Raw genomic sequence first — 21,594 nt, 5'->3', positions numbered from 1 at the left:
CCGGAGTCGGAAGCGGCCCGGAACCCTCCTCCGGGTAGCCGCACACGATCCGTTCTACCGTCCACGGTCATGACGAGGACTCATCGGCCGTCGCGCGAGGCCGACCGCCAAACGGCCAACCCCATGCAAGGTGTACGGATCACGCGAGCGACCAGCGGCAGTGCTTTGCGGCGTACGGAAGCCGGAAGGATCGCCCTGCCGCTGTCGGTTGGACATGACGGCGCGCATGTCGGAGACGGCGATCTCGTCATGACATACGAGGAGGCCGTCGCTCTCCACGCCGAACTCGACCATGTCCTCGGCAAGTCGGGCATGCCGACCGGGGCTGAGGGGAGCACGCCATGACGCGTCGATCGCCCGCCGACCGCAGGCGCCGATCAGCCCTTGCCGATGCTGCGAGCGGGTTCGGTGAGAAGCGCGATGTGCGGCCTGTCGTCATGGCCGCTGCGGCGGGCCAGTGGCTCGTGTCCCGCGAGGTCCACCCTCGCGTCGCCCGTGAAGAGTGGATGCGGGACAGGCCCGCGATGCTGCGTATCGGCGTTCACTTCGACGCAATTCGTGTGGGCGCGCCCGTCATTCACTGCCTCGCGGGCAGCGAGGACCGTGAATCCGTCGAGAATGTCTTCCGTGGGGCCGGTATCGACGGGGCTGTCATCGCCGACCCACCGCGCAGCTGGTACTACGCACTCGTGCCGCCCGGCACCGCAGCGACTTGGCACGGGCACGGCATCGAGGCCCTCGGCGAGAACTGCTATCTCGGCGTACCGTCACCACACCGGGCCGAGCCACCTGGGACGTACTGGCTCCTGACGCCTCCTGATGGTGCGGAAGCGCTGTGTGATCCCGGTGATGTACGGAGGTTGGTCTCCGCGTCGAAGCCACTGCTTGAGCGTCCTATTCGGTGGCGGTGACTTGTTCGACGCGCGCGGGTGACTGCTTGGGGTCGAGGCTCTGGCGGGCGGCATTGACGAATGCCAGCTGCGCCGTGGCGAGCTGTCGCTGTACTTGCCGCCACTGGGCTTCGTCCCTCCGGCCTGAGTGAGCCTGCTCTCCCACCCGGGCCACGGCATCGGCCATGGTGTTGGCCGTGATGATGACTTCGTCCTCAGCAACGAGACTCGGACTTGCCAGGGCTTCGCTCCAGGCCGCCCAGTCGACCTCGGCAGCCCGCCGGTCGAAGTAGGCCAGCCGCAAGCCGAATTCCACACGTGTGAACTCCCTCAGCACCGCCGCGTACGTGGCCGCCTTGCTGTCCGTCAGCCACTGCCGCGTCTGCGTTCGGCGGCCCAGCAAACCGCCCACGACGACGCCGAGCAGTGTCGTGACCACACCACCCGCCGATGAAACCGCCAACGCCCACGGAGCACTGTCCATCGCGGCTCCCCTGTGCGCCGCAACCGAACGTTCCACTGAACATGTTCACCCGAATGGGGATTGCTCGGCCGACCTGCCGGTAGCGTGATCGACATGACGGCTGAGGGCGAGACGGCAGAGGGCGCGGCCCTGGTCGGCGGCATGGTGAACGTGGGCGCGGTCTTCCGCCACGGTGCCCTGGTGGAACGCCCGGCGCCGCGCACCGCGCGCGCACTCCATGCCCATCTCCTCGCGCTCGAAGCGCACGGGTTCGGCGCGGCTCCGAGGCCGGTCGGTCTCACCGCGAGCGGCCGCGAGCAACTGACCTTCATCCCCGGCGACGTTGCTCTGCCGCCGTTCCCGCGCTGGGCCATGACCGAGACCGCGCTGAGATCAGTGGGAAAACTGCTGCGGCGCCTGCACGACGCCAGCTCGGCCATCGCGGTCGACACATGCGTCGAGTGGCCCCGATCCCTGGCCGACCCAGCTGGGGGAACGATGCTGTGCCACAACGATGTGTGCCCGGAGAACGTCGTCTTCCGCGACGGCCGTGCCGTGGCCCTGATCGATTTCGACATGGCGGCCCCCGGCCGAGCAGTGTGGGACGTCGCCATGACCGCCCGCTACTGGGTACCCATGCTCGATCCCACGTCCGCGGCAGTTCTCCATCCCACGGGACTGGACGCCCCGACGCGACTGCGGATCCTCGCCGACGGCTACGGCCTCTCCCCACAGGACCGCGCTGAACTGCCCGGCGTCATCGAACAGGCCACCGCATCCTGCCGGGCCTTCGTCGCCGACCGAGTGGCCGACGGCGACCCCGTCTACACCCAGGCGCTGTCGGAACACGGTGGTTGGCAACGTTGGGACCGCATCCAGGGGTGGCTGGCGGCACACCACGAGGTGTTCACAGCTGCCTTGTTGGACTGACGAGGCCTGCGCCCATGGTCAAACACCCGGCCGAATAGCTCACATAGCGGGGGGCAACAGGTCAGAGCGTGTATTGATCCTGGCCAGCTTCGTGAACCGAGTCGGCAACGGGCTCTTCAATACGGTGTCGGCGCTCTACTTCACGTTGGTCGTGGATCTACCGGCAGTGCAGGTGGGTGCCGCCCTCACAGTCGCCGGCTTGATCGGCCTGCTCGCGGGGATACCGGGAGGTCACCTGGCCGATCGACGTGGGCCGCGCACGATCATGATGCTCGCTTTGACGGTTCAAGCAGTGGCGATGTCTGCTCTCGTGCTTGTCGAGAGCTGGGCTGCCCTCACGGTCATCGCTACCGTTGACCAGCTTGCCGCAGCCGCTGGCGGCGCAGCCTGGGGAGCCCTCGTGGTCCGGGTCGGTACTGACCGCCCAGCGCTGTTCAGGGCAAAGCTCCGTGCTTACGTCAATTTGGGTGTCGTCCTGGGGACCGTGGGCGCCGGATTTGCGGTTACAGCGAATACCAGTACCGCCTACATCGTGCTGATTCTCGGCAACGCGGCCAGCTTTGCGCTGTGCGCTCTCCTCCTGTTCTTGCTCCCTCATTACAGGGCATTGGCGCCACCGGCGCAGCAGCGTCGCTGGATCGCTCTCACCGACCGTCCGTTCGTGACCTTCACAGCCCTCTATGGTGCGATGGGGCTGCAATACCCGACGGTGTCCCTGCTTCTGCCGATATGGATCTCGGAGCACACAAACGCACCGAGATGGACCGTGGCCGCGGTATCCGCGATCAATTCTGGAGTCTGTGCCCTTTTACAGGCCAGAATCGGATCCCGCATCGAAAGCCCTCATGATGGCGGCAAAGCGTTTCGCACGGCAGGACTGCTCTTCCTCCTCAGCTGTCCGATGATGGCCCTGACCGCGCGCGCTCCCGTGTGGGCGGCCGCCGGCCTCGCGGTCGCAGCGATCTTCGTCCACAGCCTCGGAGAGATATGGGAGTCCTCGGCCGGCTTCGCCCTTGGCTTCGGCCTGGCACCGGACCATGCCCAAGGCCAGTACCAAGGGCTTCTCGGGCTTGGCTTCAACGCGGGCCAGGCACTCGCCCCCGCCATCCTCACCACCGTCGTGCTCGGACTGGGCACGGCCGGCTGGCTGCTCCTCGGCGCGTTCTTCGCCGCTGTGGGCGCTGTCGGCCCATCACTTGAACGCTGGGGCACGCGAACCCGATCTCGGCAGGAAGCTGCAGCTGCGGGACCCAGCGGAGAACCAGACGAGGCGCACGCATAGCCGCACGGAGTTGGGTGTGGGTGGCGATCACGAGCCAGGTTTGCGGGCGTGTGCGATGAGAGGTCAGCTTCTGGACGGCTCATCGATGGCGGGCATCGGCTTTCCGCCCGGATGCCACCTGTTGAGGAAGCCGGCCTGCCTGCCGACGTCTACGAGTTCGATCCGTGCACCGATGCTGTCCATCTGGTGATAGGCGAACGGCCGGCCATAAGGACAGCCGGAGAAGTCCACAGGCATGCCTTCTTCCTCCAAACGCCGGGAACCGTGCCGCACATCGCTGGTCCAGAAGCCGATGTGATCGAACCTGGCTCCCTCGGACGCGTCCCAGGGGCTGCCCGACGGCCCTTCAATGAGCTCGATGAAGGGCGGCCCGCCTGTGGTGAAGACGATGCGGTAGTCCCACTCGCCAAGCCGGTCGGACACAGGATCACTCCACTCGACCCCGGCCGCACGCTGAAAGTCATGCATCGCCTGCTCGATGTCCGGGACCACGAAGCACACATGGTAAAAGGCAGTCATCCACCCATGATCGAGCACGTCATCCCAGAGGCCCAGGGATTAAAGGGAAAGGTGGGAACGGCGGCGTTATCGTGTCCTGGCTACGGCTACTTATGGGCTGCGGGCGCGAAGCCGGTGACCTTCTGCGGTGTGATCCGGACGATCAGGCGGACCACCTCGTCCGACTCGGGCGGCGGCTCCTCGCCGCGGTACTTCTGCGAGAGCCTGCTGGGCAGCGACTTGTCAGGGTCCTCGATCAGTTCGGCGGTGCCCCGGATGTCCACGGAGAGGTATGGGTTGCCGGTGTCGAAGACCGTGAGGCTGACCCTTGGGTCCCGGGCGAGGTTCCGGGCCTTCAGGCGTCCCGCTGTGGTGGAGAACAGCACCGTGTCCCCGTCTCTCGCTATCCAGACCACTGAGGTCTGCGGGCCGCCGTCCCGGTTGAGCGTGGCGACGGTGGCGAAGTTCTTCCCGTCCAGGAGCTTGCGTGTCGCGTCGTTGAACTCCACTGGCATGGCTTCGTCCTTCTGTCGGGATCATGAGTTCACTGCATGCGCAGAACACGGGGGAGGGCCGATGTCTTCCCGTCCTGCCGAAGCCGATCGGCCTGCGCGCGGGTGTGCGACCGTTCCCCGGATCGTGGGACGGTCGCGGTCAACGTGCCGTTCGTGCGCGCGAGTTCGCATAGCGTGCGAGAACGAAACGACCCCCAGCACCGGCTAGCGACCAGTGATGGGGGTCTGACACCACCAGAGTCAGGAGCTCCGGCGATGCTGCGCCACGTTATCCCACCCTCGGGCCGTTTCACGCAAGTGCCGAACGAGATCATCCGCCACCCCCGCCTCGGCTCCGACGCCGTACGCCTGCTGCTGTGGCTGCTTTCCCTGCCGGACGGCACGGACCTTTCGCTGTCCGCGGCGGCGGAAAGGGCAGGGATGAAGAACACCGCCTTTCAGCGCGCCAAGCGGGAGTTGACGGCGGAGGGATTCACCCACGAGTGGCGGCGGCAGGGGGAGCGCGGCCAGTGGTCTACCACTCAGCTGATCTCGAACGTACCGCTCACGCGGGACGAGGCGGCCGCGATCCGCGATGGCTTCCGGCCGAGTGCTGTGAAACCGACGGTCGGTGAACCGGCTATCCGGTCGGTCGGTCGTCACCCAGAAAAACACTCTGGAGAGAACACGAACCTCCCGCCCTCCCGACCCTCCCAACCGGAGGCCCCGCCTCATCCGTTGGCGGAGAAGGGTGCCCTGGCCCTGGCGGCGGTCACGCACTCCGAGCGGCAGTTGAGACTGACCGGATGTGAGGTACGGGGCCTCGCCCCGCTCGCGGGCGAATGGCTCCTGCGCGGTGCGTCCGTGCGCGATCTGCGCGAGGCGCTGACGCTCGGGCTGCCGCAGCCCGTCCACTGCGCGGCGGGGCTCGTACGCGACCGCCTCACCCGCAAGATGCCCGACGTCCCGCCGATCCAGCGGATCGTGTCGTCGCCCGCGCCGACTCCGCGGCCGCTGCGCTCGTGCGCAGGTGGCTGCGGGCGCGTGATCCGGCCCGTGGCGGACGAAACCCAGTGTCGGGACTGCCGGTTGGCTGCCTCAGCCGCGCAGGATGCCTCCGGCTCCGTCGATGCCACCCAGTGCGGCGCGGCGGCTGTGCGTGCCGCACTGGGTGGCATCGGGAGCCCCATGTGCGGTTAGTGGTCGAGCGCGACTTCCTTGTGCACGTTGCCGTCCTTCGTGCCGCCGTTGGCCTTGAGGATGGACGCGCCGAGGGTGCCCGGGTCGCCGACCTTGCCGTCGTGGCCCGTGATGGCCTTGAAGATCTGCTCGGACAGCTTCTTGTCGATGCCCGGGAAGGGGGAGATGCGCGTCTCGACCTGCCAGTCGAGGTGCTCGGCGGTGGCGATCTCCCAGGCGCGGCCCGCGAAGTTGGTGCAGTTCTGGTCGGGGGCGTACGCCTTGCCGCGCTGGGAGTCGACGAAGTCGAAGAACGCGGTCTTCCCCTGCTGGGTGATCGGCTTGCAGCGGCCGGTGCGCGTCTTGGTGGGGTGGTCCTCGTCGTGGGCGCCGATCGACTTCAGGTGGTCGGCGGGGGTGCCGCGGCTGAACTTGTCGGCGGCGTCACCGTTGGCGTCATTGCCCCAGTCGTCCGGGTAGTCGACCGCCAGGCCGCCGGGGAACTTGCTCTCGGTCCAGAACTTCGGGTTGTAGGCGAGGCCGTCCCAGGGGGACTGGAAGGAGTACGTACCGACCTTGCCGTCCGGGGCCGTGTAGACGGTCCAGGAGTGGCCCAGGTCGCCGCTGCCCATGATCTCGCCGGCGATGTCACCGATCCCCTTGGTGGGGTGCTTGAGCTTCTGCATCGCGATCTGCTTGACGATGCCCTTGACGTCGGCCGGTTCCTGCCGCTCGCTGAAGACGCAGAGCGCTCCGCCGTCCCCGAGCTTGAGGTTCTCGGGGCCCTTGATGGCGCCGACGCCGCCGTCCGTGACCACCCCGGCGGAGGGGGTGGCCGTGGCCGCGGAGGCGGTGGCGGCGGTGGTGAGGGTGAGCAGCAGCGCAGCACTAGCGCCTGCGGAGAGCCAGCCGTTCACGCGCACGGTGGTGTCCTGTTCTGTGGTGGTTCATGGGGGTCGAAAGCTCGCCTTTCGACCCTGTTTCATGATCACCCTACTGGCTGGTAAGCGGAAGCTTCCCTTCAGTTTTCAGCCTTCAGTCGATGTCGGTGCCCCGGCTGACCGTCTCCCATGCCTTCGCCTCCGCGAGGGAGGTGTCGAGGTGGGCGAAGATCGCGTCGGCGGCGTCGTTGCCCAACGCCAGCCGCAGCGGCGTCCGTTCGGCGTCGAGCGCGGCGAGGATCGCGGCGGCGGCCTTGCCGGGGTCGCCGGGCTGCTTGCCGTCCGAGCCGGAGAGCCCGGTGCGGACGGGGCCGACCGTGTCCTCGTACGCCGCGAGGGGCGCCGACTGCTGCAGCGCCCCGCCCCCGGCGAACCCCGTGCGGAACGCGCCTGGTTCGACGATCAGCACCTTGATGCCGTGCGGCGCGACCTCGGCGGCGAGCGCCTCGGAGAGGCCTTCCAGTGCGAACTTGGTCGCCGAGTACGCGCCCACCCCCGCGAAGGACAGCCGGCCGCCCATGCTGCTCATCTGCACGACGGCGCCGGAACCCTGGCGCCGCATGTGCGGCAGCACGGCCCGGGTGAGCGCGGCGGGGCCGAAGACATGCAGATCCATCAGGTCGCGCAACTCGCGGTCGGTGGTCTCCTCGACGGCCCCGACCAGCCCGCGGCCCGCGTTGTTGACCAGCACGTCGATGCGCCCGTACCGCTGCACCACTTCGGTCACGGCATCGGCGATCCGCGCCTGGTCGGTGACGTCCAGGGCTACGGGCGTCAGCCGGCCGGGGTGCTCGGCAGCGAGGTCGTCCAGAGACTCCGGGCGGCGGGCCGCGGCGACCACGGTGTCGCCCGCGGCGAGGGCGGCCTGGGCGATCGCCTGGCCGAAGCCGGAGTTGGCACCGGTGATCAGCCAGACGCGGCCCTCTGTGGTGGGGGCGGAGGAAGGGGTGATGCTCATCTTCCGTTTCTCCTGGGGTGGTTGGGGCTGGAGAGTTGATCGCCTCAGTTATCGCAGGAGCAGTCCGTGGCGTCCAGCACGAATTCGCGTGGGTCATAGAGGAGATGAGCCCGGTGGCACGGCATCACCGGGTGCTATGAGGCCGGTTCGGCGATCAGTGCGGTACCGATGCGGCGGAAGCCCGCCCGGGCGTAGATCCGGGCGACGTCGTCGTCGCCCGCCGACAGGAAGACGGTTTCCGCGCCCCGGCGTGACCGCGCGTCCGCCACCAGCGCCGCGGTGACCGCGAGACCGAGGCCGCGCCGCCGCGCGGCCGGCAGGGTGCCGACACCGGCGATCTCGCTGACGGATCCCACGGGTTGGTGCTGTCCGGAGCACAGCACCGCGCCGTCGTCGTCCAGGGCGGCGACGAGCACCGACAGCCCGTCCCGGATGCGCGCGGCCAGGCGTGCCACCGAGCCGTCCTCCGTGAGGGCACGCGCCTTCCCGGGCAGGTGCGCAGGGCCTGCCGTACCGATACGGGTGCCCGGCTCGGCGAAGGCGAGGTGGGCGGCGGCGAGGGCGTCGGGCAGGGCCGGGTCGTCCGGGCCCACGGTGCGTACCGTCACACCGCTGGCCGTGACGGGCGGGGGAGGGGCGTCCGCGGCGAGCACCATCAACGGGTGCTCGTGCACGGCGAGTCCCGCCGCCTCGGCGGCGGCCCGGAGGGAGGGGGTCGTCTCGGCGACCCACTCGAAGCTCTCGGGCACCCCGAGTTCCCGCTGCCGCGCGCGGACGCGGGCCACGTCCTCGGGGCGGACCGCGCCGGACCGCCCGAGCGCGGGGCGGGCGTAGTACGGCCAACTGCCCCGGCCCTCCTGCACGAACAGGGTCAGCGGACCGAAGTCCTCGGCCCGGGCGCCGGAGCGCGGGACCGCGTCGTAGTAGGCCTCGAGCCGGTCGAGGTGGTCGGAGGTCACGGCGGTATCCAAGCAGGCACGAATGTCACGTGCCAGTGGATTTCACGGAATTCCGGGCGCCACCGTCGGCAGCGCGAAGGCCTCGCCCACCATCGCGGACGAGGCCTCGCACACCCGCCCCTCAGGGCACCTGGCGCGCCCGGTCGACCACCGCTCGCTCCAGGACCGCCCTGGCCGAGACCAGGTCGCCCGCCTTGCCCCACTCGCTGGTCCTGGTGAGGTAGGTGCGCTGGCCGAGGAACGTCAGGGCCTGCTTGTCGAAGACCCACTCGGTGCGCTGGGCGAGTTGACGGTCCTCGCGGGCGATGCCGACGCCGTGCCGGCCGTCCGCGTCGACGGCGTCCCGCATCTCCACCACACCCGGGATCTTCGCCGCGGCCTTGTAGAGGGCGGCCTCGGTCCTGGCCGGCATGACGCCCTGCGACAGGAGCCAGCCGAAGGAGTCGAAGACGGTCTGGTCGAAGTCCTGGCCGTTGATCGGCTGCGTCTCCTTGCGGATCCGCTGGTACAGGGCGTCGGGGTCGGTGGGCAGGGAGGCCAGCCACTTGTAGGTGGGCCGGCGGACGCCCGCCGGAACCTTGTCGCCGCCGTGAATGGGCACGAACTCCCCGTCGCTGCGGAAGACCCCGAGGTCATCCGTCGGACGCGGATCCTGCGGCAACCAGTCCTCCCGTTCCTTGAGCCCTCCCGCCTTGACCGGCTTGATGTGCACGGTCTCGGTGAACACGCTGCGGAGGTAGACGTACTGGTCGTCCCGCACCGGCCGGGTGCTGGTCTTCAGGGCCACGGCGGCGATCCGGTCCAGCAGCACCACCGCCCCTCGCGTCGTGCCGGCCTCGGCCAGCGGGACGCGCGGAGCGGCGGGGGCGTTCTCATGGCCCCCGGGCAGCACGGTGATCACCAGGGCGGCCGCGGCGGCGGTCGCGGCGGCGGGCAGGACGAAGGCGGGGCGCGTCAGCCGACGGCGCGAGCGGCGCCGGTCGTCGTCGATGGTGCGCAGCAGCAGCTCCTTGTGGTGCCGGTGGCGGCCCGGCGGCAGGTCCCGCTCGGGCGGAGCGGGCAGCAGCTGGGCGAGCTCCTGGTGCTCAGAGGTCTTCATCGGGCTTCCTCCTGGACTGCCAGGGCCGCCGGGGCGACCGTGCTTGCTCCCACTGCGCCGAGCTGTTCGTCGGTCAGCCGACGGAGGCGGGTGCGGGCGCGGGAGAGGCGGGAACGCACCGTGCCCACCGGGACGCCCAGGGCCTGTCCGGCCTGGGCGTAGTCGAGGCCGGACCACACGCACAGCGCCAACACCTCCCGTTCCGGGCGGCGCAGTGCCGTCAACGCTTGGCGTACGGCGGCCAGTTCGCGGCTGTCGTCGATGCGCGAGACGGACTCGTCCGCGAAGTCCGCGACCGAGTCCGCCACCGGGCGGCGGGCCAGGAAGGCCAGTCGGCGGAGCGCACCCCGGTTGATGTTGCGCGCCTTGTTGGTGGCGATGCCCAGCAGCCACGGCAGCAGCGAACCGCCTTCCTGCTCCACCTTCGCGCGGCCGCGCCACGCCTCGAGGAAGGTGTCGGACATCACCTCCTCCGCCGTCGACCAGTCGCCGGTCAGCCGGAAGGCGTGGTTGTAGACCTTTCTCGCGTGCTCCTCGTAGAGCTCGGCGAACGCGTCGCGATCACCGGTTCGTATGCGGTCGCGCATGCACGCCCCTCGATCCGTTTCCGTTCATGTCCAGTCCTCTCCGCGGACCGGGGACGGTTCCGGTGATGCGCGTCACATGCGGCGGGGTTGTTGCGGGTGCGATGCCCGATTCACCCGGGAATGGTAACCAGTCCTTCCGGCGGACCGGTGCGGACCGGTGCGGATCAGGCGGCCGGGGCCGGGCCGACCGGGCGGGAGTCGAAGTGCCGCAGCGTGGGCTCCCGGTCGAAGAACCGCTCGATGGCGTCGGCGAACCGGCCGGCCTGCTCGCTCTTGGGGAACTTCTCCACGTGGTCCTCCAGGCTGTCCCAGCCCACCCGCAGGAGATAGGAACCGCCGGTCTCCACGTCGCGGTACAGGTCGACGGACCGGCAGCCCTCGGCGGACTTCAGGATCGGGCTCGCGGTGAGCAGGGCCTGCTCGAACTCGTCCTCACGGCCGGGGGTGATGTAGAGGTAGGCGTACTCGTAGATCATGAAATCCTCCGAGGGAGTAGGTGGTTACCGCACTGTCCTGATCCGGGTCACGGTGAGGGCCCCCGCGAGGCCGACGACCATCGTGAAGAGGTACAGAGCGGTGTAGTTGCGGCCCGAGCCCAGGGCGAGCAGGAGCGGTGCGAGGGCCGGGCCGATGGACTGGGGGAGGACGTCGGCGCTGTTGATGACGCCGAGGTCCTTGCCGATGTCGGCGGAGCTGGGCAGCACTTCGGTCGCCAGCGCCATGTCCACGGCGAAGTAGAAGCCGGAGCCGACGCCCAGCAGCGCCTGGGCCACGCAGACCCAGGGCATCGAGGTCGCGGTGGCCAGGATGCCGAGGCCGGCCGCGAGGACGAGGGCGGACGCGGTCACGAACGGTTTGCGGCGGCCCATCCGGTCGGACAGCCACCCGCACACGGCCGATGTGACCGCGCTGAGCCCGTAGTTGAGCGTGGTCAGCAGCGCCACCGTCCCGGCCACCGAACTCCCGGACACGTGCAGCCGGGAGCCGAGGTAGTACGCGAGGTACGGGACGGGGGCGACGGACGCGAAGTACGTCAGGAACCGGGTCAGCCACACCCAGCCGAAGTCGGGATGGATGCGCGGATCGGTCCAGAAGCTGCCCAGGAACTCCCGGACGGAGAACGGCGGTTGGTCGGCCGACCCCCGGGTGTCGCGCAGCGGGACGGCGAACAGCACGATGACCGCCACCGCCACCGCGGCCGGTATCAGGAACCCGGCGGCACCCGCCGAGAACACGGCGGCCCCGGCCATGCCGAGCGGTACGGCCAGGCGCTGGCTGAAACCGACGACGCCGGAAACCGTTCCGCGCTGCCGCACCGGAACCTGTTCCGGCACGGTGGCGGCCAGGGCGGCGATCGTGGCGTTGAAGGACAGCTGGGCCAGACACCACCCGGCCGCGACCGCGGGCACGGACGGGACCAGGGCCACCACCGCCAGCCCCGCCGTGCCGCCGAGCACTCCGCCGATCAGCCATGGCCGCCGCCGCCCGAACCGCGACGTGGTGCGGTCGGACAGCCTGCCCGCCAGCGGATTGGCCAGGAGGGCGACCAGGGCACCGAGGCTCGAGACGACCGCCAGGCTCGTCTCCTTGTGCCGCGGGTCGATGTCCTCGATGCGCAGCGCCAGCGTCACCAGGGCCACGGACAGCACCGCACCGTACAGGCCGAGATAGCCCAGCCCCAGCCGGACCACGAAGGAACGTTCCACCCGTGGTCCGGCCGCCCCGGCGGCGGAAGTGGCCGCCGACACCGTGGGCTTGGCCTCAGGCAAGACGGGCCAGCGACTGCTCGACACTCTCGAGCAGCGACTTCCAGGAGCTTTCGAAGGCACTGACGCCTTCGTCCTCCAGCACCTGGACGACGTCGTCGTAGTCGATGCCCGCCTCGGCCAGAGCGGCGAAGACCTCGGCGGCGTGCCCGTAACGGGTACGGACCGTGTCGCCGGTGATCTCACCGTGGTCGGCCACGGCGTCCAACGTGGCTTCCGGGAGGGTGTTGACCGTTCCCGCGGTCACCAGGCCGGTGACGTAGCAGGTGTCGGGGTAGGCGGGGTTCTTCGTGCTCGTCGAGGTCCACAGGAGCCGCTGCGGATTGGCCCCGGCGGCCTCGAGGGCGCGCCACCGCGGAGAGCCGGCGATCTCCTCGTACACCTGGTGCGCCAGACGGGAGTTGGCCAGGCCCGCGGTGCCCCGCAGCGCGAGGGCCCCGGGGCTTCCCGCCTTCTCCAGGCGCCGGTCGGTCTCCGTGTCCAGCCGGGAGACGAAGAAGGAGGCGACCGACTCGATGCGGGACAGGTCCAGCCCGGCCACACGGGCCTGTTCCAGTCCGGCGAGGTAGGCGTCCGCGACGGCCCGGTACCGCTCGATGGAGAAGATCAGCGTCACATTGACGCTGATGCCTTCGGCGATGCACCGGGTGATCGCCGGAAGGCCCGCCCGGGTGGCGGGAATCTTGATCAGGACGTTCGGCCGGTCCACCATCCACCACAGCTGCCGGGCCTCGGCGACCGTGGCCTCCGTCCGGTGGGCGAGCCGCGGATCCACCTCGAGGGAGATCCGTCCGTCGCGCCCTGCCGTACGGTCGAAGACCGGGCGCAGGATGTCGGCGGCCTCGCGGACGTCCGCGGTGGTCAGTTCGCGTACGGCTTCCGCCGCGCTCACGCCGCGCAGGGCGAGGTCGCGCAGTTGTGCCTCGTACGCGGACCCCGTTCCGCCGGCGATGGCCCGGTGGAAGATGGACGGGTTGGTGGTGACGCCCACCACCCCCTTGTCCCGGACGACGGCGGCGAGACTGCCCGAGGAGATACGGTCGCGGCTGAGATCGTCCAGCCAGATCGACACGCCCGCCGCGGCGAGTTGTCGCAAGGGCTCCACCATGACGTGAAGTCTCCCTTCTTCCCGAGGCCGTTCAGGCCTTGATCGCGGCACCGGCGTCCACCGGCAGGGTCGCGCCGGTGACGTAGCGGGCCTCGTCGGACGCCAGCCACAGGACGGCGTTGCTGATGTCGACGGACTCCACCCACGGCACGGGGATGACGCTGAGCTCGGCGGCGGCCGCGGCGAACTCCTCGCGGGTCGGGTTCTCCACGTCCGGCAGGAGCAGCTTGCGGCCGGTCACGTTCTGGACCATGTCGGTGTCCACGTTGCCCGGGTGGATGCTGTTGACCCTGATGTAGTAGGGGGCCAGTTCGTTGGCCAACGACCGCATGAGGCCGACCAGTCCGTGCTTGGACGCGGCGTAGTGCGCCATGTTGGGCCGCCCGAGCGTGCCGGCGACCGAGTTGGTGAAGATGATCGAACCCCCGCGCCCGGCTTCGATCATGTGCGGGATCACGGCCTTGACGGTGTTCCACGCACCGGTCAGGTTGACGTCGATCATGTCGTGCCACTGCTTCTCGGACAGCTCCCAGGCACGTCCGAGCGAGCCGATCCCGGCGTTGGCGCACACCACGTCGATGTGCCCGAACTCCGCCAGACCGGCCGCGACCGCCGCCTTCAGCTGCTCCGGCTCCCGTACGTCGGCGTTGACAGTGAGAATCCTGCCGCCCGCCTTCTCGACGAGCCGCCTGGTCTCCTCCAGGTCACTGCTCGTGGCGAGCGTGTAGTGCGTACTGCCGATCTCCTGGCAGATGTCGGAGGCGATGATGTGCGCCCCCTCCTGCGCCAGCCGGACGGCGTGTGAACGCCCCTGCCCGCGGGCGGCTCCGGTGATCAGCGCGACCTTGCCCTCGACACGTCCCATCGCATGCATCCTTCTCGTCAAGTGGTGGGGAAACGGCGGCGGTTCAGCGGTGGTTCAGCACGCCTCGGCCTGCACCGGCCGTGCCGCCATCGCCTTGGCGCGCAGCGCGCGCACGGCGGCCGCGGGGTCGGCGGCGGCGTACACCGCGGAACCCGCCACGAAGGAGTCCGCGCCCGCCTCGGCGCACCGCGCGATCGTGCTCTCGTTGACGCCGCCGTCGACCTGGAGCCACAGCGGGATGTCACGGCCCGTCAGACGACGGAGCGCGTCGATGGCCTCGCGGGCCTGCCGGACCTTGTCCAGGGTGAAGTCGAGGAACTGCTGGCCCCCCAAGCCCGGTTCGACGGTCATCACCAGGAGGGTGTCCGCCTCCGCGAGCAGTCCCTCATAGGGGAGAAGGGGGGTGGCGGGGCTGAGGGCCAGGCCCGCCTGCGCCCCGGCCGCGCGGATGGCGCGCAGGGTACGGACCGGCGCATGGGTGGCCTCGGCGTGGATCGTCACGCTTCCCGCGCCCGCCTCGGCGTACACAGGGGCCCAGCGGTCGGGGTCGGCGACGCCGAGATGAAGGTCGAGGGGCAGCCGGACGTTCTTCGCCAGCGACTCGACCACGGGAAGCCCGACCGTGAGGTTGGGCACGAAGTGGTTGTCCATCACATCGACATGGAGCAGGTCGGCCGCGTCCGCGACCGCCTCAGCCTCGTCGGCAAGGCGGGTGAAATCCGCCGCGAGAATGCTGGGGGATATCCGTAAGCTCATAACTGAACTCCTGGAATGGTGAGGGAGATTCCGTCCTCGCGTGCTTCGAATACGAACGAACCGACGCCGTCGGCCACGGCGTGCGCATCCTGCAATTCGCCGTCGTCGTGCCGGAACCGCACCGCGACGACCGTCATGCCGGCGTCCTTGGCGGCGTGCACCCCGATGGGGGAGTCGTCGACTCCGATGCAACGCGCGGGATCGGCGCCGAGCTTGCCGGCGGCGAGGAGGAAGCCTTCCGGATGCGGCTTGGGGTGGACCACGTCGTCCGCGCTGACCAGCACGTCGGGGACAGGAAGACCCGCGGCGCGCAGCCGTGCCTTCGCCACCTCGGTGTCGTTCGACGTGACGATTCCCCAGCGCTCGGGGGGAAGCGATCCGAGCACCTCCGCCACACCGGGCAGCGCCACCACCTTGGAGACGCGGGCCCGTTCGGCGAGTCTGACCCGCTCGGCGTGGTCCAGGATTTCCTGCTCGGACAGATGGGGAAGGAGAGTGCGGACGATATCGCTGCGCTTCTGCCCGTAGAACCGCGACAGATCGAAGACGTCGCCCACACCGACGGACTCCGCCCATTCGCCCCAGCAGTCCTCGGCGTCACCGTAGGAATCGACCAGGGTGCCGTCCAGATCGAAAAGCACCGCGCTGATGTGCATGTTGCTCATGTACGCCCTTCCGCGGAAGGAGATATTCCAAAGGCATTTGCACTCTACGGTGGCCCTCGCGGTAACCCGGCGAGGGGAATCAGCCGTTCCGCTTGGGCTGTTGCGCGCCGCCCGCCTGCGCGGGGGCCCTGCACGTGGGACGTGTGTTCGGATTTGGCCCGCCTTGGGCGATGGCCGGGAATCGCCGCTCGGGCGGGCGGGCCGTGAGGCTGTTGTGAATGAAGTGACGTTATTTCAGCCGCACTTGAAGCCTTGAAACTTTGAAGGCTTGAAGGCTTGGGAGAAGGCGTCGGCTGTCGCGCGGGCTGCGCGACAGCCGAGCGTGCTCAGCTGTACGTGTAGAACCCGGCGCCCGTCTTGCGGCCGAGGCGGCCCGCGTCGACCATGCGCTGCAGCAGCGGGGGAGCGGCGTAGAGCGGCTCCTTGTACTCGGCGTACATGCTGTCCGCCACCGACGCCACCGTGTCGAGGCCGATGAGGTCGGAGAGCTTGAGCGGGCCCATCGGGTGGGCGCAGCCGAGCTCCATGCCGTTGTCGATGTCCTCGCGGCTGGCGATGCCCGACTCGAACATCCGGATCGCGGACAGCAGATACGGGATCAGGAGGGCGTTGACGACGAAGCCCGAGCGGTCCTGGGCGCGGATCGCGTGCTTGCCCAGGATCTGGCCGACCAGGCTGTCGGCGCGCTTGATCGTCTCCTCGGAGGTGGTCAGCGCCGGGATCAGCTCGACGAGGTTCTGGACCGGGGCCGGGTTGAAGAAGTGGATGCCGATGACCCGGTCGGGGCGCGAGGTCGCCACGGCCAGCTTCACCAGCGGAATGGAGGAGGTGTTGGAGGCCAGGATGGCGTCGGCGCGGGTGACGACCTGGTCGAGAACCTGGAAGATCTCCGTCTTGACCTGCTCGTTCTCGACGACGGCCTCGATCACCAGATCGCGGTCGGCGAACTCGCCCAGGTCCGTGGTGAAGCTCAGGCGGGCCAGTGTCTCGTCCCGCTCCTCCTCGGTGATCTTGCCGCGCTCGGCGGCCTTGCCGAGGGAGTTGGTCAGCCGGGTGCGGCCCAGCTCCAGGGCCTCGCCCGTGGTCTCGGCGACCTTGACGTCCAGGCCGGCCCTGGCACATACCTCCGCGATGCCCGCGCCCATCTGGCCGCAGCCGACCACTCCGACGCGTTCGATATCGCTCACAACGTGCCTTTCCCTGATCTTCTGCTGCTCTTCGGACCGGCGGGTGCCCGGGGCGCCCCGCCGTGGTGAAACCGTACTCCGCGGCATGCGGTGCCGAAGGCGCCGGGGAGGGCATGCTGGGCCCGGACAGTGTGACGCATCCGACAAGGAGTGAGCGGCATATGGGGCGTATGACGCGAAGAGGGTTCACTGTGACCGCCGGTGGCGCGGTGGCGGCGATGGCGCTGGACGGAACACCGGCCCGGGCCGCCGCCGACGCCCACCGGAAGAGGGAGTTCCGGGGCATGTGGACGGCGACCGTGGTCAATCTCGACTGGCCCTCGAAAGCCGGCCTGCCGCCCTCCCGCCAGCGGGCCGAACTGCTCGCCCTCTACGAGGCCGCCCTCGAGCGCAAGTTGAACGTCGTCATCCTCCAGATCCGCCCCACCGCGGACGCGTTCTGGCCGTCGCGTCACGAGCCCTGGTCGGAGTACCTGACCGGCACCCAGGGCAGGGACCCGGGCTGGGACCCGCTGGAGTTCGCGGTGCGCGAGGCGCACCGGCGCGGCCTGGACCTGCACGGCTGGTTCAACCCCTACCGGATCGCCAACCACACGGACCCCGGACGGCTCGTCCCGTACCACCCGGCCCGTGTGCACCCCAACTGGGCGGTGGCGTACGGCGGAAAGCTCTACTACAACCCCGGCCTGCCCGAGGTGCGGCACTTCGTCGAGGACGCGATGCTGGACGCGGTCCGGCGCTACGACCTCGACGGCGTCCACTTCGACGACTACTTCTACCCCTATCCGGTGGCGGGGAAGGAGTTCGACGACGCGGCCGCCTACCGTCGCCACGGTGCGGGGTTCCCCAGCCGGGCCGCCTGGCGGCGCCACAACATCGACCGCCTGGTGTACGAGACGGGGGAGCGCATCAGACACCTCAAGCCCCATGTGCGGTTCGGCATCAGCCCGTTCGCGGTCTGGCGCAACAGAAGCACGGACCCGCGCGGCTCGGACACCCGGGCCGGGGTGCAGACCTACGACGACCTGTACGCCGACACCCGCGGCTGGGTCCGCAAGGGCTGGATCGACTACATCGTCCCGCAGATCTACTGGCACATCGGCAACCCCGCGGCCGACTACGCCAAGCTCGTGCCGTGGTGGGCCGAGGCCGTACGCGGCACGCACGTGAACCTCTACATCGGTGAGGCGCTCTACCGCCAGGGCGACCCCTCCCAGCCCGCGCCCTGGCAGGACCCCGCCGAACTCTCCCGCCACCTCACCCTGGGCCACCGCTTCCGCGAGGTGCGCGGCAACGTCTACTTCTCCGCGAAGCAGGTGGTGGCCGACCCGGTCGGGGCGATGGCGCGCGTGGTGAGGGACCACTACCCCCACCGCGCGCGCCCGCCGCGCTGAGCGCTACTTGGTGTCGGCGGCCCTGCGGTGGTCCACCACGCTGTCGGGGCCCGGCGACATGATCGTCTCGTGTCCCTTGTCGTCGCGGACGCGATACGGCGGTGTGCCATCGCGACCCAGAACCTCCACGATCTCCACGGTGTGGTCTTGCTGTCCGACGACCCTGCCGTGCACGACCAACCGGTCGCCCTTGCTCGCATGCATCGAGGAGCCCCTTTCGTTCGCGTTGCGTTCGAGGCCGGACACGTGCTGTGCGGAATGTCCCAAGTCTAGGGTCGTGGCACCCGTTCCGGCTCGGGTTACGGCGCAATCGGGGTGCGGACGGGGTGCGGACCGGAGGTGGACGCTCAGGACCTCTGGGTCACCGCGATGCACACCAGGACTGTCACGGCGGCGAGCGGCGCGACGGGGGAGAGGGTCTCGCCGAGCAGCGCCACCGACCAGAACAGGGTGAGCAGCGGCTGCGCGAGCTGGAGCTGGCTGGCCTTGGCGACCCCGATCGAGGCCATGCCCCGGTACCAGACCCACATGCCCACGAACGTCGAACTCGCCAGCCACAGCATGCCGGTGACCATCTTGCCGGTGAAGTGGACGGGCTCGGCCTGCAGTGCGACGGCCGCACCGACCACGGCAGGCGGCAGGGACAGGACGAGCGCCCAGCCGATGACCTGCCACCCCGGCATCTCACGTGCCAGCCTGCCGCCCTCGGCGTAGCCCGCCGCGCACACCACCAGGGCGGCGAACAGATACAGATCGCCCGTGGACGGGCTGCCGCCGCTCTGCTGGAGCGCGAACGCGATGACCACGGCGGCCCCCGTCAGCGCCGCCGCCCAGAACATCCGGGAGTGCCGGGCCCCGGTCCGCAGGGTCGAGTACGTCGCCGTGGTCACCGGCAGCAGGCCCACGACCACCGCCGCGTGCGAGGTCGACGAGGACTGCAGGGCGAGCGTGGTGAGCAGCGGGAAGCCGAAGACGCACCCGAGGGACACCGCGGCCAGCCCGGCCCAGTGGTGGCGCGCGGGAAGACGTGCGCGCCCCGCGAGCAGACAGGCCCCCGCGATCAGCGCCGCCAGGGCCGTCCGGCAGGTGACCACCGACCAGGGGCCGAGCCCGTCCAGGGCCCAGACGGTCGCGGGGAACGTCAGCGAGAACATCAGGACGCCGAGGCCGGCGAGAAGCGTTCCGCTGCTCACTGCTATCGAAGTCGGGCGAGTAGCGCTATCTTGTGCTGTCATGCATGAGCGTAGCAGCGTCGCTGAACTGGCAAGTGTCCTGCGGGGAGAACTGAACCGCTACTCTCCTGGTGAGAAGCTGCCGTCCAGCCGTACCCTCGTCGACCGGTTCCGCGTCAGCCCCGTCACCGTCTCGCGGGCACTGGCGGCCCTGACCGCCGAGGGCCTGGTCGTCACCCGGCCCGGCGCCGGTGCCTTCCGCGCCCAGGCGCGCGGCCCCCGCACCCGCCCCGGGGACACCTCCTGGCAGCAGATCGCCCTCAGCGCCGAGGCGGGCGAGGAGGGCGTACCCCGGTCCGTGGACGCCACCGGCGTGCTCTCCACCCTCGCCGAACCCCCCGCCGGCGTCATCGAACTCAGCGGCGGCTACCTGCACTCCACGCTCCAGCCCGAACGCCCCCTCGCCGCCGCCCTCGCCCGCGCCGGACGGCGTCCCGGCGCCTGGGGGCGCCCGCCGCTCGAGGGCATCGGCGAACTGCGCGCCTGGTTCGCCCGGGAGATCGGCGGCCCGCACGGCACACTCGCCGCCTCCGACATCCTCATCACCGCCGGCGGCCAGAGCGCGCTCACCACCGCCCTGCGCGCCCTCGCCCCGCCCGGTGCGCCCGTGCTCCTCGAATCCCCCACCTACCCCGGCCTGCTCACCGCGGCCCGCGCCTCCGGGCTGCGCCCCGTACCCGTCCCGGTGGACGCGCACGGCGTCCGCACCGACCTGCTGGCCGAGGCGTTCCGGGCGAGCCGCGCGCGGGTGTTCGTCTGCCAGCCGCTGTACCAGAACCCGACCGGAACGGTCCTCGGCGAGGACCGGCGGCGCGAGGTGCTGCGCATCGCCCGCGAGGCCGGGGCCTTCGTCGTCGAGGACGACTTCGCGCGCCGCCTCGTCCACGAGGACGCCCCGCCGCTGCCCGCCACGCTCGCCGCCGAGGACCCGGACGGGGTCGTGGTGCACGTGTGCTCGCTGACCAAGTTCACCTCGCCCAGCCTGCGGGTGGGCGCGCTCGCCGCCCGCGGGCCGGTCCTCGAGCGGCTGCGCGCCATCCAGGTCGTCGACAGCTTCTTCGTGCCCCGCCCGCTCCAGGAGGCGGCGCTCGAACTGGTCGGCTCGCCCGCGTGGGCCCGCCACGCGCGGACGGTCGCGGCCTCCCTGCGCACCCGCAGGGAGGCTCTCGTCTCCGCGCTGCGGCGGGAACTGCCCGGGATGGACGTGGAGTTCGTGCCCTCCGGCGGCTTCCACCTGTGGCTGCGGCTGCCCCGCGGAACCGACGACGTGGCCCTGGCCGCGGCAGCCCTGCGGGCCGGTGTCTCCGTCGCGTCCGGCCGTCCGTACTACTCGGCGGAGCCGCCCGCGCCACATGTGCGGTTGTGCTTCGCGGCGGCCGCGGGGGTGGCCGAACTCGCGGAGGGAGTGGCGCGGTTGCGGGCGGTATGCCCCGAAGATGCCTGATCTGCCGCGATGCGGGCCAGTGTTGCCCGTAGCCACCGGTGCACCGGATCCGTGTCATGGCGCGCGTGCCAGGCCATGGCGGTGGGGACCGGGGGGAGGGGCAGCGGAATGTCCTGGACGGCCAGCGCCATCGCGCGGGCCGTACGGTCGGCCAGGGGGCGCGGCAGCAGGGCCAGGGCGTCCGACTCCAGCACCAGGAAGCACGCCGCGGTGTGGCTCGGTACGGTCGCCAGCACCCGCCGGGTCAGCCCGAGTTCACCGAGCAGGTCGTCCACGACGTTGTGGAACCGGCCCCGGCGGGACCACTGGACGTGCGGGACGGCGGCGAAACGTTCCGGGGTGAGCGGGGCGGCCGTGTGAGGAGCCCCGGGGCGGGAGACGGCCACGTAGTCGTGGTCGGCGAGCGGGCTGCTGCGGATGTCGCGCGGAAGTTCGGGCAGCACGCTGATGTCGAGGTCGACGCGGTCGCGCAGGTCGGCGGGGTCCTCGTCGCCCTCGGGCAGGATGCGCAGCTGGATGCCGGGTGCCTCGGCGGCGATCCGGGCGGCCAGCGCCGGGCCGAGGACGATGGCGTGGGAGTCGTTCATGCGGAGCGTGAACTGCCGCTCCACGCCCGTGACGTCCACCGGCTGCGCGGGCCGCAGCGCGGCCAGCGCGTCGGTCAGGGCCGCCTCGGCCAGGGGGCGCAGCTCCAGCGCGCGCGGGGTGAGCACCATGCCGCGGCCGGCCGGGACCAGCAGCGGATCGCCCACCACACGGCGCAGCCGCCCCAGGGTGCGGCTCATCGCGGAGACCGACACCCGCATCTCGGCGGCGGCGCCGGTCACGCTGCCCTCCCGCAGCAGGGCGCCGAGCGCGGGGAGCAGGTTCAGATCGGGCAGTTGCATGGGAGTCAAC

General features: G+C 70.4%; 25 protein-coding genes. 7 read left to right on the top strand and 18 right to left on the bottom strand.

Annotated elements, in window-relative coordinates; genetic code table 11:
• Window positions 1-69 precede the first annotated feature (69 nt).
• Together ACV530_RS01315 and ACV530_RS01310 are read left to right on the top strand one after the other, a co-directional pair.
• Window positions 70-345, top strand: coding sequence for a hypothetical protein (locus ACV530_RS01315; RefSeq protein ID WP_494330293.1), 276 nt, complete (start codon window positions 70-72; stop codon window positions 343-345).
• Between the two features lie 92 nt (window positions 346-437).
• Complete coding sequence (locus ACV530_RS01310) at window positions 438-911, top strand: hypothetical protein (protein ID WP_494330292.1); 474 nt, start codon at window positions 438-440, stop codon at window positions 909-911.
• Here ACV530_RS01310 and ACV530_RS01305 read toward each other — a convergent pair.
• On the bottom strand, window positions 895-1,374 hold the full coding sequence (locus ACV530_RS01305) for a hypothetical protein (RefSeq protein WP_494330291.1): 480 nt from the start codon (window positions 1,372-1,374) through the stop codon (window positions 895-897). The genes ACV530_RS01310 and ACV530_RS01305 overlap by 17 nt on opposite strands.
• 93 nt (window positions 1,375-1,467) lie before the next feature.
• Here ACV530_RS01305 and ACV530_RS01300 point away from each other — a divergent pair, with 93 nt between their 5' ends.
• Both ACV530_RS01300 and ACV530_RS01295 read left to right on the top strand, forming a co-directional pair.
• Window positions 1,468-2,283, top strand: a complete 816-nt coding sequence (locus tag ACV530_RS01300; RefSeq protein ID WP_494330290.1) for a phosphotransferase — start codon at window positions 1,468-1,470, stop codon at window positions 2,281-2,283.
• Window positions 2,284-2,356: 73 nt separating this feature from the next.
• Complete coding sequence (locus ACV530_RS01295; protein ID WP_494330289.1) at window positions 2,357-3,565, top strand: MFS transporter; 1,209 nt, start codon at window positions 2,357-2,359, stop codon at window positions 3,563-3,565.
• A gap of 63 nt (window positions 3,566-3,628) precedes the next feature.
• Here the strand turns inward: ACV530_RS01295 and ACV530_RS01290 are convergent, their stop codons facing one another.
• Together ACV530_RS01290 and ACV530_RS01285 are read right to left on the bottom strand one after the other, a co-directional pair.
• Window positions 3,629-4,084: a VOC family protein gene (locus tag ACV530_RS01290; RefSeq protein ID WP_494330288.1), complete on the bottom strand. Its 456-nt coding sequence runs from the start codon at window positions 4,082-4,084 to the stop codon at window positions 3,629-3,631.
• An 86-nt stretch (window positions 4,085-4,170) separates the two neighbouring features.
• Window positions 4,171-4,578, bottom strand: coding sequence for a PPOX class F420-dependent oxidoreductase (locus ACV530_RS01285; protein WP_494330287.1), 408 nt, complete (start codon window positions 4,576-4,578; stop codon window positions 4,171-4,173).
• 255 nt (window positions 4,579-4,833) lie between these two features.
• Here ACV530_RS01285 and ACV530_RS01280 point away from each other — a divergent pair, with 255 nt between their 5' ends.
• Window positions 4,834-5,757, top strand: a complete 924-nt coding sequence (locus ACV530_RS01280; RefSeq protein WP_494330286.1) for a hypothetical protein — start codon at window positions 4,834-4,836, stop codon at window positions 5,755-5,757.
• On the opposite strand, the gene ACV530_RS01275 is transcribed toward ACV530_RS01280, so the two are convergent.
• The 12 genes from ACV530_RS01275 to ACV530_RS01220 form a co-directional block, all read right to left on the bottom strand.
• Window positions 5,754-6,659 (bottom strand): hypothetical protein, encoded by a 906-nt coding sequence (locus ACV530_RS01275; RefSeq protein ID WP_494330285.1) that lies wholly within the window; start codon window positions 6,657-6,659, stop codon window positions 5,754-5,756. The genes ACV530_RS01280 and ACV530_RS01275 overlap by 4 nt on opposite strands.
• Before the next feature lie 112 nt (window positions 6,660-6,771).
• Entirely contained in the window at window positions 6,772-7,635 is an 864-nt protein-coding gene (locus tag ACV530_RS01270) for an oxidoreductase (protein WP_494330284.1), read from the bottom strand.
• A 134-nt stretch (window positions 7,636-7,769) separates the two neighbouring features.
• Window positions 7,770-8,594, bottom strand: a complete 825-nt coding sequence (locus ACV530_RS01265) for a GNAT family N-acetyltransferase (RefSeq protein ID WP_494330283.1) — start codon at window positions 8,592-8,594, stop codon at window positions 7,770-7,772.
• Window positions 8,595-8,715: 121 nt separating this feature from the next.
• Window positions 8,716-9,693 carry a CU044_5270 family protein gene (locus tag ACV530_RS01260; protein ID WP_494330282.1) on the bottom strand — a complete coding sequence of 326 codons (978 nt, stop codon included), beginning with the start codon at window positions 9,691-9,693 and terminating at the stop codon, window positions 8,716-8,718.
• Window positions 9,690-10,280 carry an RNA polymerase sigma factor gene (locus tag ACV530_RS01255; RefSeq protein ID WP_494330281.1) on the bottom strand — a complete coding sequence of 197 codons (591 nt, stop codon included), beginning with the start codon at window positions 10,278-10,280 and terminating at the stop codon, window positions 9,690-9,692. The genes ACV530_RS01260 and ACV530_RS01255 overlap by 4 nt, the downstream gene beginning before the upstream one ends.
• 164 nt (window positions 10,281-10,444) lie before the next feature.
• Window positions 10,445-10,756 carry an antibiotic biosynthesis monooxygenase family protein gene (locus ACV530_RS01250; protein ID WP_494330280.1) on the bottom strand — a complete coding sequence of 104 codons (312 nt, stop codon included), beginning with the start codon at window positions 10,754-10,756 and terminating at the stop codon, window positions 10,445-10,447.
• Between the two features lie 24 nt (window positions 10,757-10,780).
• Window positions 10,781-12,049 carry an MFS transporter gene (locus tag ACV530_RS01245; protein WP_494330279.1) on the bottom strand — a complete coding sequence of 423 codons (1,269 nt, stop codon included), beginning with the start codon at window positions 12,047-12,049 and terminating at the stop codon, window positions 10,781-10,783.
• Entirely contained in the window at window positions 12,042-13,154 is a 1,113-nt protein-coding gene (gene tal, locus ACV530_RS01240) for a transaldolase (protein WP_494330278.1), read from the bottom strand. Before tal ends, ACV530_RS01245 begins: the two co-directional genes overlap by 8 nt.
• A gap of 31 nt (window positions 13,155-13,185) precedes the next feature.
• Window positions 13,186-14,019 (bottom strand): mycofactocin-coupled SDR family oxidoreductase, encoded by an 834-nt coding sequence (locus ACV530_RS01235; protein WP_494330277.1) that lies wholly within the window; start codon window positions 14,017-14,019, stop codon window positions 13,186-13,188.
• 54 nt (window positions 14,020-14,073) lie between these two features.
• Window positions 14,074-14,775, bottom strand: coding sequence for a ribulose-phosphate 3-epimerase (gene rpe / locus ACV530_RS01230; RefSeq protein ID WP_494330276.1), 702 nt, complete (start codon window positions 14,773-14,775; stop codon window positions 14,074-14,076).
• Window positions 14,772-15,431, bottom strand: a complete 660-nt coding sequence (locus ACV530_RS01225; RefSeq protein WP_494330275.1) for an HAD family hydrolase — start codon at window positions 15,429-15,431, stop codon at window positions 14,772-14,774. Before ACV530_RS01225 ends, rpe begins: the two co-directional genes overlap by 4 nt.
• Before the next feature lie 335 nt (window positions 15,432-15,766).
• The gene (locus ACV530_RS01220; RefSeq protein WP_494330274.1) at window positions 15,767-16,627 is read right to left on the bottom strand and encodes a 3-hydroxybutyryl-CoA dehydrogenase; all 861 of its coding nucleotides are present in this window, start codon (window positions 16,625-16,627) and stop codon (window positions 15,767-15,769) included.
• A gap of 218 nt (window positions 16,628-16,845) precedes the next feature.
• Between ACV530_RS01220 and ACV530_RS01215 the strand changes: the two genes are divergently transcribed.
• Window positions 16,846-18,021, top strand: a complete 1,176-nt coding sequence (locus ACV530_RS01215; protein ID WP_494330530.1) for a glycoside hydrolase family 10-like protein — start codon at window positions 16,846-16,848, stop codon at window positions 18,019-18,021.
• A gap of 3 nt (window positions 18,022-18,024) precedes the next feature.
• Here the strand turns inward: ACV530_RS01215 and ACV530_RS01210 are convergent, their stop codons facing one another.
• On the bottom strand, window positions 18,025-18,225 hold the full coding sequence (locus ACV530_RS01210) for a DUF1918 domain-containing protein (protein WP_494330273.1): 201 nt from the start codon (window positions 18,223-18,225) through the stop codon (window positions 18,025-18,027).
• Between the two features lie 143 nt (window positions 18,226-18,368).
• A complete protein-coding gene (locus ACV530_RS01205; protein WP_494330272.1) occupies window positions 18,369-19,256 on the bottom strand; it encodes a DMT family transporter in 888 nt (295 codons plus the stop codon).
• On the opposite strand from ACV530_RS01205, the gene ACV530_RS01200 reads away from it, so the two are divergent.
• A complete protein-coding gene (locus ACV530_RS01200) occupies window positions 19,255-20,697 on the top strand; it encodes an aminotransferase-like domain-containing protein (protein ID WP_494330271.1) in 1,443 nt (480 codons plus the stop codon). The genes ACV530_RS01205 and ACV530_RS01200 overlap by 2 nt on opposite strands.
• Here the strand turns inward: ACV530_RS01200 and ACV530_RS01195 are convergent.
• Window positions 20,580-21,584, bottom strand: coding sequence for a LysR family transcriptional regulator (locus tag ACV530_RS01195; protein WP_494330270.1), 1,005 nt, complete (start codon window positions 21,582-21,584; stop codon window positions 20,580-20,582). The two genes, ACV530_RS01200 and ACV530_RS01195, sit on opposite strands and share 118 nt — an antisense overlap.
• Window positions 21,585-21,594: the final 10 nt, after the last annotated feature.

The sequence above is a fragment of the Streptomyces sp. SX-6 genome, assembly GCF_059089585.1.
The sequence above is the reverse complement of the archived record's forward strand: the minus strand, read 5'-3'. Positions and strand labels throughout refer to the sequence as shown.

Bases quoted from the DNA above. Each gene is read 5' to 3' on its own strand.
- ACV530_RS01205 (WP_494330272.1), bottom strand. From the start codon at position 19,256: ATGACAGCACAAGATAGCGCTACTCGCCCGACTTCGATAGCAGTGAGC.
- ACV530_RS01235 (WP_494330277.1), bottom strand. From the start codon at position 14,019: ATGGGACGTGTCGAGGGCAAGGTCGCGCTGATCACCGGAGCCGCCCGC.
- ACV530_RS01280 (WP_494330286.1), top strand. From the start codon at position 4,834: ATGCTGCGCCACGTTATCCCACCCTCGGGCCGTTTCACGCAAGTGCCG.
- ACV530_RS01300 (WP_494330290.1), top strand. From the start codon at position 1,468: ATGACGGCTGAGGGCGAGACGGCAGAGGGCGCGGCCCTGGTCGGCGGC.
- ACV530_RS01285 (WP_494330287.1), bottom strand. From the start codon at position 4,578: ATGCCAGTGGAGTTCAACGACGCGACACGCAAGCTCCTGGACGGGAAG.
- ACV530_RS01250 (WP_494330280.1), bottom strand. From the start codon at position 10,756: ATGATCTACGAGTACGCCTACCTCTACATCACCCCCGGCCGTGAGGAC.
- ACV530_RS01315 (WP_494330293.1), top strand. From the start codon at position 70: ATGACGAGGACTCATCGGCCGTCGCGCGAGGCCGACCGCCAAACGGCC.
- ACV530_RS01200 (WP_494330271.1), top strand. From the start codon at position 19,255: ATGCATGAGCGTAGCAGCGTCGCTGAACTGGCAAGTGTCCTGCGGGGA.
- ACV530_RS01215 (WP_494330530.1), top strand. From the start codon at position 16,846: ATGGCGCTGGACGGAACACCGGCCCGGGCCGCCGCCGACGCCCACCGG.
- ACV530_RS01270 (WP_494330284.1), bottom strand. From the start codon at position 7,635: ATGAGCATCACCCCTTCCTCCGCCCCCACCACAGAGGGCCGCGTCTGG.
- ACV530_RS01290 (WP_494330288.1), bottom strand. From the start codon at position 4,084: ATGACTGCCTTTTACCATGTGTGCTTCGTGGTCCCGGACATCGAGCAG.
- ACV530_RS01305 (WP_494330291.1), bottom strand. From the start codon at position 1,374: ATGGACAGTGCTCCGTGGGCGTTGGCGGTTTCATCGGCGGGTGGTGTG.
- ACV530_RS01310 (WP_494330292.1), top strand. From the start codon at position 438: ATGGCCGCTGCGGCGGGCCAGTGGCTCGTGTCCCGCGAGGTCCACCCT.
- ACV530_RS01210 (WP_494330273.1), bottom strand. From the start codon at position 18,225: ATGCATGCGAGCAAGGGCGACCGGTTGGTCGTGCACGGCAGGGTCGTC.
- rpe (WP_494330276.1), bottom strand. From the start codon at position 14,775: ATGAGCTTACGGATATCCCCCAGCATTCTCGCGGCGGATTTCACCCGC.
- ACV530_RS01195 (WP_494330270.1), bottom strand. From the start codon at position 21,584: ATGCAACTGCCCGATCTGAACCTGCTCCCCGCGCTCGGCGCCCTGCTG.
- ACV530_RS01255 (WP_494330281.1), bottom strand. From the start codon at position 10,280: ATGCGCGACCGCATACGAACCGGTGATCGCGACGCGTTCGCCGAGCTC.
- tal (WP_494330278.1), bottom strand. From the start codon at position 13,154: ATGGTGGAGCCCTTGCGACAACTCGCCGCGGCGGGCGTGTCGATCTGG.
- ACV530_RS01225 (WP_494330275.1), bottom strand. From the start codon at position 15,431: ATGCACATCAGCGCGGTGCTTTTCGATCTGGACGGCACCCTGGTCGAT.
- ACV530_RS01260 (WP_494330282.1), bottom strand. From the start codon at position 9,693: ATGAAGACCTCTGAGCACCAGGAGCTCGCCCAGCTGCTGCCCGCTCCG.